The following is a 14,393-nucleotide window of genomic DNA, read 5'->3' as shown; positions in this document are numbered from 1 at the left end:
GAATGCTGAAATATATCCTCTGGCGCATTGCCGCGATGGTGCCGACGCTGTTCATCATCTCGGCACTCGTCTTTACCATCATCGAGCTGCCGCCAGGCGACTTCTTCGAAAGCCAGATCGCCGAACTGCGGGCGCAGGGGGAAAGCGCAAACCTTCAGGAAATCGAGGAGCTCCGCAAGCAGTACGGTTTCGACAAGCCCGAGATCCTGCGCTACTTCTACTGGGTCGGCGGCATGCTGCACGGCGACTTTGGCTACTCCTTCGAATACCAGCTGCCCGTCTCGGAGGTGGTCGGCGATCGCCTATGGCTGACGATGCTGGTGTCCTTTTCGACGATCCTGCTTACCTGGCTGATCGCCTTCCCGATCGGCATCTATTCGGCAACCCACCAGTATAGCTGGGGTGATTACGGCCTGACATTCCTCGGCCTTCTCGGCATCGCCATCCCGAACTTCATGCTGGCGCTGATCCTGATGTACTTCGCCAACATCTGGTTCGGCGTCTCGATCGGGCACCTGATGGACCAGAAGTTCCTGAACGAGCCGATGAGCTGGGAAAAGGCGCGATCGATCCTGTCGCATCTGTGGATACCCGTGATCATCGTCGGCACGGCAGGGACAGCCGGCATGATCCGGCGCCTCAGGGCCAACCTGCTCGACGAGATGCAGAAACAGTATGTCGTCACCGCCCGTGCCAAGGGTCTCCACCCGTTGCGGGCGCTGGTGAAATATCCGCTTCGCATGGCGCTCAACTTCTTCGTTGCCGACATCGGGTCGATTTTGCCATCGATTATTTCCGGCGCGGAAATCGTCGCGATCGTCCTGTCTCTCGAAACGACAGGCCCGATGCTCATCAAGGCATTGCAGAGCCAGGACATGTATCTTGCAGGCTCGTTCCTGATGTTCCTCGCCTTCCTCAACGTGATCGGGGTTCTCGTCTCCGACATCGCACTCGGCTTCCTCGATCCGCGTATTCGCCTGCAAGGCAGGAGCACCAAATAGATGTCGCCCTTGCCACCGCCCGGCGCACCCATGCCACACTACGTCTCCACGGCGCCCTTCGATCCCACCGCGACCGAGGGAATGGGGGCTGCGCAGTCGCGCATCCATCTCGCCTCGCAAAAGCATCTGATGTGGTGGAAGTTCAAGCAGCACCGGCTGGCGCTCGCCTCGGGCGTCTTCCTGCTTTGCACCTATCTGATGATCATCATCGTCGAATTCATTGCGCCCTACGGGCTGCACACCAAGAATGTCGACTTCATCCATGCGCCGCCACAGCGGGTGCATTTCTTCCACAACGGGAATTTCGTCGGCCCGTTCGTCTATGGCCGCAGCATGTCGCTCGACCTCGACACGCTCCATCGGATCTACACCGACAAGCCTGACGATGTGCAGCCGATCCGTTTCTTCTGCCGCGGTGACGGCTACAAGTTCTGGGGACTGGTGAGCATGGACCGGCATCTGGTCTGCCCGGCGGTCGGCGGGCAGATGTTTCTGCTTGGCACCGATCGCCTCGGTCGCGACGTGCTCTCACGCATTTTGTACGGGGCTCGGATTTCGCTGACGATCGGCCTGATCGGCATTGCCATCAGTTTCTGCCTCGGGATCATCATCGGCGGACTTGCCGGCTACTGGGGCGGCATCTTCGACCTGATCGTCCAGCGCCTGATCGAGGTGCTGCAGTCGCTGCCGAGCCTGCCGCTCTGGATGGCGCTTGCGGCAATTATGCCGGTGACCTGGAGCCCGATCGTCATCTATTTCGGGATCACCGTGATTCTCGGGATCATCGACTGGACGGGACTGGCGCGTGCCGTGCGCTCGAAACTTCTGGCGCTGCGCGAGGAAGACTATGTCCAGGCTGCCCAGCTGATGGGAGCGAGCACGCCCCGCATCATCGGCAGGCACCTGGTTCCCGGCTTCATGTCCCATCTGATCGCCTCGGCGACGATTTCGATCCCGGGCATGATTCTCGGCGAGACGGCACTGAGTTTCCTTGGACTGGGTCTGCGCCCGCCGATCACCAGCTGGGGTATTCTCCTGACCGAGGCGAAGAGCGTAAGTGTCATCGCGTTCTATCCATGGTTGTTATTTCCGATTATACCGGTCGTTCTGGTAATTTTGGCGTTCAACTTTCTGGGAGACGGCTTGCGTGATGCGGCAGATCCCTACAAATAGCGGCCAGCCCGGCGGAGCACCGCTCTGTCTGCTGACTGCGAGCGGAAACCGGCGGTGCTAGTATGACATCAAGCGCAGAAGGAGCGCCCATGGCCCGGCGCCTGGAAGATGCCCGTATCCTCATGTACAGCCACGACACGTTCGGGCTCGGTCACCTGCGTCGGTGCCGGGCCATCGCGCATGCCCTGGTCGAGGATTATCGCGGTCTCAACATTCTTATCATTTCAGGGGCGACGATTGCGGGTGCGTTTGATTACCGTGCACGCGTTGACTTCGTGAAAATTCCGAGCGTCATCAAGCTTCGCAACGGCGAATATACGTCGATGGCGAGCCATATTGACCTGCACGAAACGCTCAAGATGCGCGAATCGAGCATTCGCCATACTGCGGAAACCTTCCAGCCCGACATCTTCATCGTCGACAAGGAGCCGATGGGACTGAAGGGTGAAGTCGAGGAAACGCTTGCCTATCTCAAGGCCCGCGGCACAGTACTGGTGCTTGGCCTGCGCGAGATCATGGATGCCTCGCACCTGCTCGATGCCGAGTGGAAGCGCAACGGCATCATGCAGAAGATCGACCAGTACTATGATTCCGTCTGGGTCTACGGCCCGCCGGATTTCTACGATCCGCTGATTGGGCTCGACGTGCCCGCGAGTGTGCGCCGGAAAATGGATTTCGTCGGCTTCCTCCAGCGCAGCGTCTCGTCGAGCAAGACGTCGATCAATGCGCGCTCCGACAACTACATCCTGGTCACGACAGGCGGGGGCGGCGACGGATCGGATCTGGTTCACGATGTCATGAACGCCTACGAGCAGGACGCCAGCCTACAGTTGAAGGCGCTCGTTGTCCTCGGGCCGTACATGCCGGCGGCCGAACGTTCCAAGCTCGTCGCCAAGGGTTCGCGCATTCCCTATATCGAGGTCATCGAGTTCGACAATCACATGGAAGAGCTGATCGTCGGTGCCACCGGTGTCGTCGCCATGGGGGGCTACAATACCTATTGCGAGATCCTGTCCTTCGACAAGCCTGCTCTGATCGTGCCCCGCGTGAAGCCGCGCGAGGAGCAGTTGCTGCGCGCCCAGCGGGCGAGCGAACTTGGTCTCATCGACATGCTTCTGCCGGACCAGTCCGCGGATCCGGCCGTGATGTCCGAAGCGCTCAAGCGCCTTCCAAATCGCGCACCGCCTTCAGAAAGCGGCTGTACCCTGCAGCTCCAGGGCCTTGATCACATCTCTGAGACCGTCGGTCGCTGGCTGGATGGCCGCGGCCGCCACCTGTCGGTCGTCGGGGCCGAGTAAAGTCCAGGATCCTGATGCAACGCCGCAAGATTCTCGTCGTTCTGAAAGGCTATCCGCGCCTCTCGGAAACCTTTATCGCGCAGGAACTGCTCGGCCTGGAGAAGGCCGGCTTCGACCTGACGCTGATCTCGATGCGTCGGCCCACGGACAAGAAGCGTCATCCGGTCCATGACGAGATCAAGGCCCGCGTCATCTACCTTCCGGAGTATCTCCACGAGGAGCCGTTGCGCGTCCTGAAGGGCCTTATTGCGAGCTTTGGCAAGCCGGGGATAAAGGCGCTTTGGAAGCGGTTCCTGAAGGACCTCGGACGCGATGTGTCGCGCAATCGCTTCCGCCGGCTTGGGCAGGCCTTCGTCCTTGGCCGTGAATGGCCTGACAACGGCGGCTGGCTGCATGCGCATTTCATCCACACGCCGGCCTCGGTCACCGAATATGCGAGCATCCTGACCGGCGTTCCCTGGACCTGCTCGGCGCATGCCAAGGATATCTGGACCTCGCCTGACTGGGACCTGCACGAAAAACTCGGCAGCGCCCGCTGGACCGTGACCTGCACGCGCAGCGGATATGACCACATGCGCACCCTGACGCCGCGCACGGATGCGGTGCATCTGAGCTACCATGGCCTCGATCTCGCACGCTTCGGCCATTTCGCTGGCGCGCGATCGAGGCGCGACGGCGGCGACCCGGCTGATCCCGTGCTTCTCTTGAGCGTCGGGCGCGCGGTGGAGAAGAAGGGCTACGAAACGCTCCTGAGAGCGCTTGCCCTGCTGCCCCCTGATCTCAATTGGCGCTTCGAGCATATTGGCGGGGGAGACAAGCTTTCAAGATTGCAGGCGCTTGCGAGAGAACTCGGTGTAGGCGATCGGGTCACCTGGAAAGGGGCGCTTGCCCAGGAAGATGTGCTCGAGCATTACCGGCGGGCCGATGTCTTCGCGCTTGCCTGTCGCATTGCCTCAGACGGCGACCGCGACGGCCTGCCGAACGTGCTGGTGGAGGCGTCGAGCCAGCGCCTGCCCTGCGTGTCGACATCGGTATCGGGAGTTCCGGAGCTTCTGATTGACGGCGTCAACGGCATGGTCGTGCCGCCGGAGGATCCAGCGGCATTTGCGGCGGCGCTTGCTGCGCTGATTGGCGATCCTACAAGGCGCATGCAGCTTGGCGATGCCGCAGAGCGGCGCGTGCGCGAGCATTTCGATCACGAGGCAAGCATCGACCAGCTTGGACAGCTCTTCGAGGAGGAGTGGCGAAAAGCCTCATGACCAGACAAAGCGTCTTCTTCTACGTCCAGCACCTGCTTGGCATCGGGCATATTGCCCGGGCAAGCCGCATTGCGTCAGCCCTTGTTCGCGACGGCTTCGACGTCACCGTCGTCACCGGCGGCCTGCCGGTCCCGGGCTTTCCGGGTGAAGGCGTCACCACGGTGGAACTGCCGCCAGTCGTGGCGAGCAATGCGGGTTTTACCGGACTTGCGGATGAAAACGGGGTTGCAGCGGACGAGGCGTTTCTTGGCCGGCGTCGGGATATGCTGCTCTCGGCCTACGATCGCGCGAAGCCCGATATCGTCATCGTCGAGGCGTTTCCCTTCGGCAGGCGCCAGATGCGCTTCGAGCTTCTGCCGCTCATCGAGGCGATCGAGCAGTCGCATCCAAGGCCGAAGCTGTTGAGTTCGGTTCGCGATATCCTGCAGGAAAACCGCAAGCCAGGACGCAACGAGGAGACGGCAGCCCTCGTGCGGGATCATTTCGATGGTGTGCTGGTGCACGGCGACCCCAGCTTCGTGCGGCTGGAAGAGACATTTCCGCTGGCTGCCGACATTGCCGCGAAAGTGCACTACACCGGCATGGTGACAGCCCCCCGGGCCGCAGAACCGGCCGAGGTCTTCGATGTGATCGCGTCAGCCGGTGGTGGTGCTGTCGGCATCGACCTGCTTCGGGCGGCAAGCGGGGCGGCGGAAAGGCTTCCGGAAACGTTGCGCTGGCTGTTGATCAGCGGTCCCAATCTTCCGGAGCGTGATTTTGCAGAGCTTGCCTCTGCTGCGCCTCAGAATGTCACGCTCCAGCGCTTCCGCAAGGACTTTCCGTCACTTCTGCGGGGCGCGCGTGTCTCGATCTCGCAGGCGGGCTACAACACGGTCGGCGATCTCCTGCAGGCGGACTGCCGGGCAATCCTCGTCCCCTTTGTTGCCGGCGGCGAGACAGAGCAGACGGTGCGCGCCGAGCGGCTGAGGGCGCTTGGACTTGCCGATATCCTGCCGGAGGCCGGGTTGACGCCGGGGATCGTTGCCGAGGCCGTCGAGACCGCGTTGTCGGCGCTCCGGAGCGGTCCTATGGCTCTCGACCTTGCCGGAGCAGAAAAGACGGCGGCAATCATTCGTTCACTGGCTGGCTGAAACCCTCGCACTTTTCGAAAGTCATGTGATATAAAAAATATCCCGGCGAGAATCGACATGACGACGGCACGTCGATTCGCCTTGTTTTCATATTGAAATCCGGCGGTCCGGTTGCATGGTCCCTATTCGGCATTCCTCATCGTTCTGCCGCAGGTCCATTGCCCCCCAGATTTCCCAGGCAATTGACGGTTAGCAATGGAAAAAAGCCTCGCGCGTTACATCTGGTCGAACACGCGGCTGCAGCAGCTCTGGATCCTGGCGGTTGTCGCGATTTCCATGATCCCGTACTTCCTGTCTTTTGACTTGCCGAAACAGATCGTCAACGGTCCTATTCAGGGGGCGGGCTTCGAGGGCGAGGGCGCGACGCAGACCTTCATGCGGATCGCCTATACCTTGCCCTTCTTCGGCGAGGTGGAATTCTTCAAGGGCGTTCAACTTGACCGTCTGCAGATGCTGATGGGGCTGAGCCTCGTCTTTCTGGCGCTTGTGGTTCTGAACGGGCTTTTCAAATTCTACATCAACACCTACAAGGGCAGGCTTGGCGAGCGCATGCTGCGGCGTATTCGCTTTGAGCTGATCGACCGGGTCCTGCGATTCCCGCCATCGCATTTCAAGCGCGTCAAGTCGGCCGAGATCGCGACGATGATCAAGGACGAGGTCGAACCGATGGGCGGCTTCACCGGTGACGCCTTCGTCGCCCCGGCCCTGCTTGGCGGTCAGGCTGTGACTGCGCTCGCCTTCATCATCGTCCAGAACTTCTGGCTGGGCATGATTGCGGCTGCCATTGTCGGCGTCCAGGCGGTCGTAATCCCGCGCATGAGAAAGCGGCTGCTCGAGCTTGGTCGCCAGCGTCAGCTGACGGCGCGTGAACTGTCGGGTCGTGTCGGCGAGATCGTAGATGGCATCGGAACGATCCATGGCAACGACACGTCGAACTACGAGCGCGCCGATATCGCCGCCCGCCTAGGCCTGATCTTCTCGATCCGCTACGACCTCTACCAGTGGAAGTTCCTGGTCAAGTTCCTGAACAACTTTCTTGCCCAGGTAACACCCTTCCTGTTTTACGCCATCGGCGGTTATCTTGCCTTGCAGGGCCGGCTCGATATCGGCCAGCTCGTCGCCGTCATCAGCGCCTACAAGGACCTGCCGGGTCCGCTCAAGGAACTGATCGACTGGGACCAGATGCGCCAGGACGTGCAGGTCAAGTACCAGCAGGTCTACGAGCAGTTCAATGTCGAGCCTCTGATCGAGGGCAGGATCCAGGACCTATCGCCGGAGGCGGTTGGCGCTTTGACGGCGCCGCTCGTCGTCACCAATTTGACCGTCAGCGACGACAGTGGCGCGCGACTGGTCGACCACGTTTCGGTCGAGATCAAGCCGAACGAGACGGTTGCCGTGGTCGGCCCGAACTCCAGCGGGGCGGAGGCCTTCGCAGAAGCGCTCGGTCGACTGGTGTGGCCCGATTCAGGCCGCGTCACGATCGACGGCAAGGATCTCCTCGACCTGCCGGAGGCCGTAACCGGCCGACGGATTTCCTACGCGTCCGCCGATGCCTATTTTTTCCACGGAACACTGCGCGACAACCTGCTCTACGGCCTGAAGCACGCGCCGCTCAAGGAGCCTGACTACGATGGCAAGGCCGCCCAGGAGGCGAAGTGGCATGCCGAGGAGGCCATCAAGGCCGGCAATCCGACGATGGACATCAACAGCGACTGGGTAGATTACCACGCCGCCGGTGCGACGGGTCCGAACGACATTCTGACGGCAATCCGCCCGGTGCTCGACGCCGTTCTGATTTCGCAGGAAATTCTCGACCTTGCGTTGCGCTCGACCGTCGACACCACGGTCCATGTCGCGCTTGCCGAGCACATCGTTGAACTCAGGGAGACGCTGCGCCAGCGCATGCGGGAGTCCGAGAATGGCAACATCGTCGTGCCCTTTGATTTCGATGCCTACAATCCCCAGGCGACGGTCGGCGAAAACCTTCTGTTCGGATCGATGAAGCGGCCGCTGATGAACAACCGCAGGCTAGCGGCGCATCCCTATTTCCAGACGCTGTTCCGGGAGACCGGGCTGAGCAACGATCTGTGGGAAATGGGCCTGGAGATTGCGGAGAACGCGGTCGAGCTCTTCCACGACCTGCCGCCAGACCACCCGTTCTTCCAGCAGCTGACCTTCATGACGGCAGATGACATCCCGACCTACCAGGCGCTGCTGCAGAAGCTGCAGAGCCGGCAGTTCGACGACGCAACGCCCGAGGAACGCTCGGCCATCATCCGGCTGAGTTTCGCCTATATCGAGCCACGGCATCGTTTCGGTCTTCTGACCGAGGAGCTGATGGACAAGATCGTCAGCGCCCGCAAGCAGTTCCACGAGAAGATTCCGGATGATCTTGCAGCCGTGATCGAACGCTACGATCCGGAGAACTTCATCTCGTCCGCGAGCCTGATGGACAATGTCCTTTTCGGACGCATCGCCTACCAGCAGGCGGATGCGTCCGACAGCATCCGGTCGATGATGGGGGACCTCTTTGAATCGCTCGGCCTTGCCAACGACGTCATGTCGATCGGCCTCGAATTCGACGTCGGCTCCGGCGGAAAGCGGCTCACCATGGTGCAGCGCCAGAAGCTGAACCTTGCTCGCGCGCTCCTGAAACGCTCTGATTACCTGATCTTCAACAGGCCGCTATCGGCGCTTGATCAGCGCGTGCAGGACGCGATCACGAGGAACATCGTCGAGGGCCTGCACAAGGAAGGCGAAAAACCGGCCATCATCTGGGTGCTGTCGAACGCGAAACTGGCGGAGATCTTCGACCGGATCCTGCTCTTCGACAGGGGAACGCTGGCCGAGGCGGGCAACTTTCCGGAGCTTTCCGAGCAAAACGGTATGTTCAAGGAACTGTTATCGTAATACTCTAAGGAGGGACAACAAAGATGGCGCCCCCTGAGAGGCGCCACGGTCTAGCGCCGCGCACCGGAGAAGTGCGGCAGGGGTAGTACGTATATGCTCTTGAGAGATGAAGTCGAAATGCTGCGGCGCGTGCCAATCTTTTCAAGGATTGCGCCGGCAAAACTCAAGTTGTTGGCTTTCACATCCGATCGAATGTCATACAAGGCCGGGCAGGATCTTTTCCATCAGGGTGATCCGGGTGATGCAGCCTACGTCATCTTGTCAGGTACCGCCGACATCCTCGTTCACTCGCCGGCCGGCGATATCAAGGTCGCCGATGTGGAACTGAACTCCATCGTCGGCGAAATTGCGATCCTGTGCGACGTTTCCCGTACCGCGACGGTGCGCGCCACCTCGTCGCTGGAGGTCCTGCGCATCAGCAAGGAACACTTTCTGAAGCTGCTCAGCGATTTCCCCGAGATGGCAGTCGAGATCATGCGCGTGCTCGCCGACCGCCTCAATCACACGACAGCGGAACTGACGGCTGCGCGCTCAGCCAAGCAGACGCAAGCTGCGGCGATGTAGTCGCCTCCGGCCGATCCGCTCAACAGCACTGGTCAATTGAAAAGACCCGCCTCGCGACTGCGAAGCGGGTCTTTCTGGTGCCTGCGCGGCGAGTGCTCAGTCGCGCTGTTCCAGTGCCCTGCTGAATGCGAGGGCAGCGAGCGTGCAGATGGCGCCTGAAAGTAGGTAATAGCCGACGAAGGGCAAGCCGAAGCGGCTCGAGAGCGTCAGGGCAACGAGTGGCGCGAAGCCCGCGCCAACAAGCCAGGCGAGGTCGGAGGTAAAGGCTGCACCGGTATAACGGTAGCCCCTGCCGAACCGCGATGAAATCGAACCCGTTGCCTGGCCGAATGACAAGCCAAGAACTCCGAAACCGATGATCACGAAGGCATCCAGCCCCTTCGGGCCGGCTGCGATAAGGTATGGACCCACGAAGCTGAAGACCGCGATCAAGACGGCACAGATGGCAAGCTGGGCGCGCCTGCCGATCCGATCGGCGATCATGCCGGAGACGATGATGGCGATCAGGCCAACGACGGCGCCGACGATCTGGACCACCATGAAGGCTCCGACCGGCTGGGTGCCATAGAGCGACGTCCAGCCAAGCGGGAAGATGGTGACGAGGTGGAACATGGCGAAGCTTGCGAGCGGCACGAAAGCGCCAAGCAGGATGTCGCGACCATGAACGCGCAGCACGGAGTGGATCGGTGCGGCCTCGAGTTCATGCTGCTCCAGGGCAGTGCCGAACTCGGGCGTCATGACAAGGCGGAGCCGCGCAAACAGTGCGACGACGTTGATGGCGAAGGCGACGAAGAACGGAAAGCGCCAGCCCCAGCTCAGGAAATCCTCGCTGGAGAGGTTCGCGATGAAGTATCCGAAGAGCGCGCTTGCGAGCGCAAACCCGATCGGGGCGCCGAGCTGCGGGATCATCGCATACCAGCCGCGATGGTTCGGGGGCGCGTTGAGTGCAAGCAGCGAGGCAAGGCCGTCCCATGCACCGCCAAGGGCAAAGCCCTGGCCGAGCCGGAAGAGCGCGAGCAGCGCGATCGACCATGCGCCGATCTCGGCATAGCCGGGCAGGAAGGCTATTGAGGCCGTCGAGCCCCCGAGCAGGAAGAGCGCGATCGTCAGCTTGACACCGCGCCCGTAGATGCGATCGATCGTCATGAACACGACCGATCCGACCGGTCGTGCCAGGAATGCAAGTGAAAACAGCGCAAAAGAATAGAGTGTTGCCGTCAGTCTGTCGGGCGCGAAGGGAAACACAAGCTGTGGAAAGACCAGCACGGATGCCAGGCCGTAGACGAAAAAGTCGAAGAATTCGGACATGCGCCCGATGACGACGCCGATTGCGATACTGCCGGGTGAAACCGGCTTGTCGGCGTGGATGCGGCGCGCATCCTGCTCCATCGATGTCGACGATGGGCCGTAATGAGTCGTGGTACCTGCCATGCTATGCCTCCCTCGTTGAGGCACTCCTGTGGCAAAGCGCCTCACTAGCGATCTTGATCAAACGACCGCGCTAATCAAGTCCGGAGGCGCTAAATAGTTCATCCCGTGGGCTGAAAATCGAAAGCCCGCGAAAAATGGCGCCCGCTGCGGAGAAATCGGCGCGGGAAAGCTGGCATGATCGGGGTTCCCGGTTATATTAGCCCCTCAAAATGATCTCGCGCAAAACGCTTTCGAGCCCAGATCGGGTTTTGACATCCTGCGCCACGTTGCTTATCCCGCAGTGCGGCAATTTGTGCTGCACTGCGACCAAACACCTCATGTTGCTATCAGGTACAGTGCTTTAGTCGCGGTTTGGATGAAACAACAAGAGCATAGAGACGTGCAAAAACTGCCAAGGTTTTCCCGCCATCTCCTCATTCTGCCCCTGCTTTTGACGCTGGCAGGGTGCAATTTGGTGGTCATGTCGCCATCGGGCGATATCGCAATCCAGCAGCGTGACCTGATCATCGTATCGACGGTCCTGATGCTGCTCATCATCGTCCCGGTCATCTTCCTGATCTTCTTTTTTGCCTGGCGTTACCGCCGGTCCAACACGACCGCCACCTACGATCCCGAATGGCACCACTCCACACGTCTTGAAGTCATCATCTGGTCGGCGCCGCTGGCCATCATCATTGCTCTCGGCGCGATCACCTGGATCAGCACGCACAAGCTCGATCCCTTCCGTCCGCTGGACCGGATCGACGCCGAGCGCGCCGTTCCTGCCGATGCCAAGCCGCTAACCGTCGAGGTCGTGGCACTCGACTGGAAATGGCTGTTCTTCTATCCCGAGCTCGGTATTGCGACCGTCAATGAAATGGCCGCCCCTGTCGACGTCCCGATCAGCTTCAGGATCACTTCCTCGTCGGTGATGAACTCCTTCTACGTTCCCGCGCTCGCCGGCCAGATCTACGCCATGCCCGGCATGGAGACCAGGCTGCACGCGGTCATCAACGAGGAAGGCGTCTTCGACGGCTTTTCGGCCAACTACAGTGGCGCAGGTTTTTCCCATATGCGCTTCAAGTTCCATGGTGTGAACCAGCAGGGCTTCGACCAATGGGTCGCGCAGGTCAAGGAAAAGGGCACGGCGCTGAACCGTGATACCTATCTGAAGCTCGAGCGGCCGAGCGAGAGGGAGCCGGTTCGCTACTTCTCGTCGGTCGACAAGGATCTCTTTGACGCCATCCTCAACATGTGCGCGGCCCCCGGCAAGATGTGCATGAACGAGATGATGCACATCGACAGGATGGGCGGCGGCGGCAAGGAAAGCGCCGAAAATCGCGAAAAGCTGCGCTACGACGACCGTCATCTCGGCGGCATGCATCCGGTGGCGGGCGAAGGTTCCGGCGCTGAAGAGGTAAAGCCCGAGGAAGCTACGCCGGCCGGCGCTGAAGGCGGCAGCGGCACGCAAGGAGCGCCGGCGACGCAAGGCGCGCCGGGTGCGCAGGACATGCAGCATGACGGGCACGCGATGCCCGGCATGGATCACGGGACCGGCGGTGCTGCGGCGCCCGCGCAACCAGACAACAACTAAGACCTGGCGCTTTGCGTCGATACGACATCAATGAACGGGTTAATCCATGTTTTCGAATCCTGACCTCCTGAAGTTCATCTTCGGTCGGTTGACCCTAGAATCGATCCCCTACCACGAGCCGATCCTGGTCGTGACCTTTGCGGTCGTCGCGCTTGGCGGCATCGCGCTTCTGGGTGTTGTCACGTACTTCAAGCTCTGGGGCTACCTCTGGCGCGAGTGGCTGACAAGCGTCGATCATAAGAAGATCGGCATCATGTACGTCATCCTCGCCCTCATCATGCTGCTGCGCGGTTTCTCCGACGCCATCATGATGCGCCTGCAGCAGGCGCTTGCCTTCAACGGCTCGGCCGGCTACCTGCCTCCCCATCACTACGACCAGGTCTTTACCGCCCACGGCGTCATCATGATCTTCTTCATGGCAATGCCGTTCGTCACCGGGCTGATGAACCTCGTCGTGCCGCTGCAGATCGGTGCCCGCGACGTATCCTTCCCGTTCCTCAACAATTTCTCGTTCTGGATGACGACGGCCGGCGCGATCATCATCATGATCTCGCTCTTCGTCGGCGAATTCGCCCAGACCGGCTGGCTCGCCTATCCGCCCCTGTCGGGAGCCGACTACAGCCCGGGTGTCGGTGTCGACTATTATATCTGGGGACTGCAGGTTGCCGGTGTCGGCACGACGTTGTCGGGCATCAACCTGATTGCGACCATCGTCAAGATGCGCGCACCCGGGATGAGCTTCATGAAGATGCCCGTCTTCACCTGGACCTCGCTCTGCACCAACATCCTGATCGTCGCCACCTTCCCGATACTGACGGCGACGCTGGCACTGTTGTCCCTCGACCGCTATGCCGGCACGAACTTCTTCACGAATGACCTCGGCGGCAATCCGATGATGTACATCAATCTCATCTGGATCTGGGGCCATCCGGAGGTCTACATCCTGGTGCTGCCGGCGTTCGGCATCTTCTCGGAGGTCGTGGCTACCTTCTGCGGCAAGCGTCTCTTCGGTTACGCGTCGATGGTCTACGCCACCTGCGTCATCATGATCCTGTCCTACCTCGTCTGGCTGCACCACTTCTTCACGATGGGGTCGGGTGCGAGCGTGAACTCGTTCTTCGGGATCACCACGATGATCATCTCGATCCCGACAGGAGCGAAGATGTTCAACTGGCTGTTCACGATGTACCGCGGTCGGATTCGCTATGAAGTGCCGATGCTGTGGACAATCGGCTTCATGGTCACCTTCGTCATCGGCGGCATGACCGGCGTTCTTCTGGCGGTACCGCCAGCCGACTTCGTGCTGCACAACTCTCTCTTCCTGATTGCCCACTTCCACAACGTCATCATCGGCGGCGTGGTGTTCGGCCTGATGGCGGGCGTCACCTACTGGTTCCCGAAGGCATTCGGCTACAAGCTCGACCCGTTCTGGGGCAAGATGTCCTTCTGGTTCTGGCTGATCGGCTTCTATTTCGCCTTCATGCCGCTCTACGTGCTCGGCCTGATGGGCGTGACGCGCCGTGTCTCGCAGTTCGAGGATCCGTCCTTGCAGATCTGGTTCATCATTGCTGCCTTTGGTGCCGTGCTGATCGCCATCGGCATTGCAAGCTTCATCATCCAGCTCGTCGTCAGCTTCTTCAAGCGCGAGGAACTGCGCGATACGACGGGTGATCCATGGGACGGCCGTACGCTCGAATGGTCGACCTCGTCTCCGCCTCCAGATTACAACTTCGCGTTCACGCCGGTCGTGCACGACCATGATTCCTGGTACGACATGAAGGCGCGCGGCTATGCCCGTCCGCTGGAAGGCTTCAAGCCGATCCACATGCCGAAGAACACCGGCACCGGCGTCATTCTGGGCGTTCTCAGCATCGGGCTGGCCTTTGGCCTCATCTGGTACATGTGGTGGCTTGCCGTCCTGTCCTTCGTCGCCATGATCGCCGTATCGATCGGCCATACCTTCAACTACAGGCGCGACTTCTACATCCCAGCGGCGGAAGTCACCGAAACAGAGGGCAAGCGGACGGCGCTGCTTGCCGAGCAGGTGTAAGACC

10 protein-coding genes are annotated in these 14,393 nt (G+C 60.7%); 9 read left to right on the top strand and 1 reads right to left on the bottom strand.

Annotated features, from left to right (window positions below; genetic code table 11):
• Nucleotides 1–2: 2 nt before the first annotated feature.
• From FHX16_RS25010 to FHX16_RS24980, 7 genes are all read left to right on the top strand, one after another.
• Nucleotides 3–1,001, top strand: coding sequence for an ABC transporter permease (locus FHX16_RS25010; protein ID WP_016557565.1), 999 nt, complete (start codon nt 3–5; stop codon nt 999–1,001).
• The gene (locus FHX16_RS25005; protein WP_183757337.1) at nt 1,002–2,174 is read left to right on the top strand and encodes an ABC transporter permease; all 1,173 of its coding nucleotides are present in this window, start codon (nt 1,002–1,004) and stop codon (nt 2,172–2,174) included. It begins immediately after the preceding gene.
• Between the two features lie 89 nt (nt 2,175–2,263).
• Nucleotides 2,264–3,472, top strand: a complete 1,209-nt coding sequence (locus tag FHX16_RS25000) for a glycosyltransferase family protein (RefSeq protein ID WP_183757338.1) — start codon at nt 2,264–2,266, stop codon at nt 3,470–3,472.
• Nucleotides 3,473–3,483: 11 nt separating this feature from the next.
• A complete protein-coding gene (locus tag FHX16_RS24995; RefSeq protein ID WP_259131015.1) occupies nt 3,484–4,731 on the top strand; it encodes a glycosyltransferase in 1,248 nt (415 codons plus the stop codon).
• On the top strand, nt 4,728–5,861 hold the full coding sequence (locus FHX16_RS24990) for a glycosyltransferase family protein (protein WP_259130926.1): 1,134 nt from the start codon (nt 4,728–4,730) through the stop codon (nt 5,859–5,861). The genes FHX16_RS24995 and FHX16_RS24990 overlap by 4 nt, the downstream gene beginning before the upstream one ends.
• A 195-nt stretch (nt 5,862–6,056) precedes the next feature.
• Entirely contained in the window at nt 6,057–8,771 is a 2,715-nt protein-coding gene (locus FHX16_RS24985) for an ABC transporter ATP-binding protein (protein ID WP_259130925.1), read from the top strand.
• A gap of 93 nt (nt 8,772–8,864) precedes the next feature.
• On the top strand, nt 8,865–9,335 hold the full coding sequence (locus tag FHX16_RS24980; protein ID WP_028827815.1) for a cyclic nucleotide-binding domain-containing protein: 471 nt from the start codon (nt 8,865–8,867) through the stop codon (nt 9,333–9,335).
• Between the two features lie 96 nt (nt 9,336–9,431).
• On the opposite strand, the gene FHX16_RS24975 is transcribed toward FHX16_RS24980, so the two are convergent.
• Nucleotides 9,432–10,766: an MFS transporter gene (locus FHX16_RS24975; RefSeq protein ID WP_259130922.1), complete on the bottom strand. Its 1,335-nt coding sequence runs from the start codon at nt 10,764–10,766 to the stop codon at nt 9,432–9,434.
• 379 nt (nt 10,767–11,145) lie between these two features.
• Between FHX16_RS24975 and cyoA the strand changes: the two genes are divergently transcribed.
• The gene (cyoA, locus tag FHX16_RS24970; protein ID WP_183757342.1) at nt 11,146–12,339 is read left to right on the top strand and encodes a ubiquinol oxidase subunit II; all 1,194 of its coding nucleotides are present in this window, start codon (nt 11,146–11,148) and stop codon (nt 12,337–12,339) included.
• A gap of 46 nt (nt 12,340–12,385) precedes the next feature.
• On the top strand, nt 12,386–14,389 hold the full coding sequence (cyoB, locus tag FHX16_RS24965; RefSeq protein ID WP_028827812.1) for a cytochrome o ubiquinol oxidase subunit I: 2,004 nt from the start codon (nt 12,386–12,388) through the stop codon (nt 14,387–14,389).
• The last annotated feature ends 4 nt before the right edge of the window (nt 14,390–14,393 follow it).

The sequence above is a fragment of the Rhizobium sp. BK661 genome (genome assembly GCF_024808825.1).
Classification (GTDB): domain Bacteria; phylum Pseudomonadota; class Alphaproteobacteria; order Rhizobiales; family Rhizobiaceae; genus Rhizobium.
Note: the sequence above shows the minus strand (reverse complement) of the source record. Positions and strands in the feature narration are given on the sequence as shown.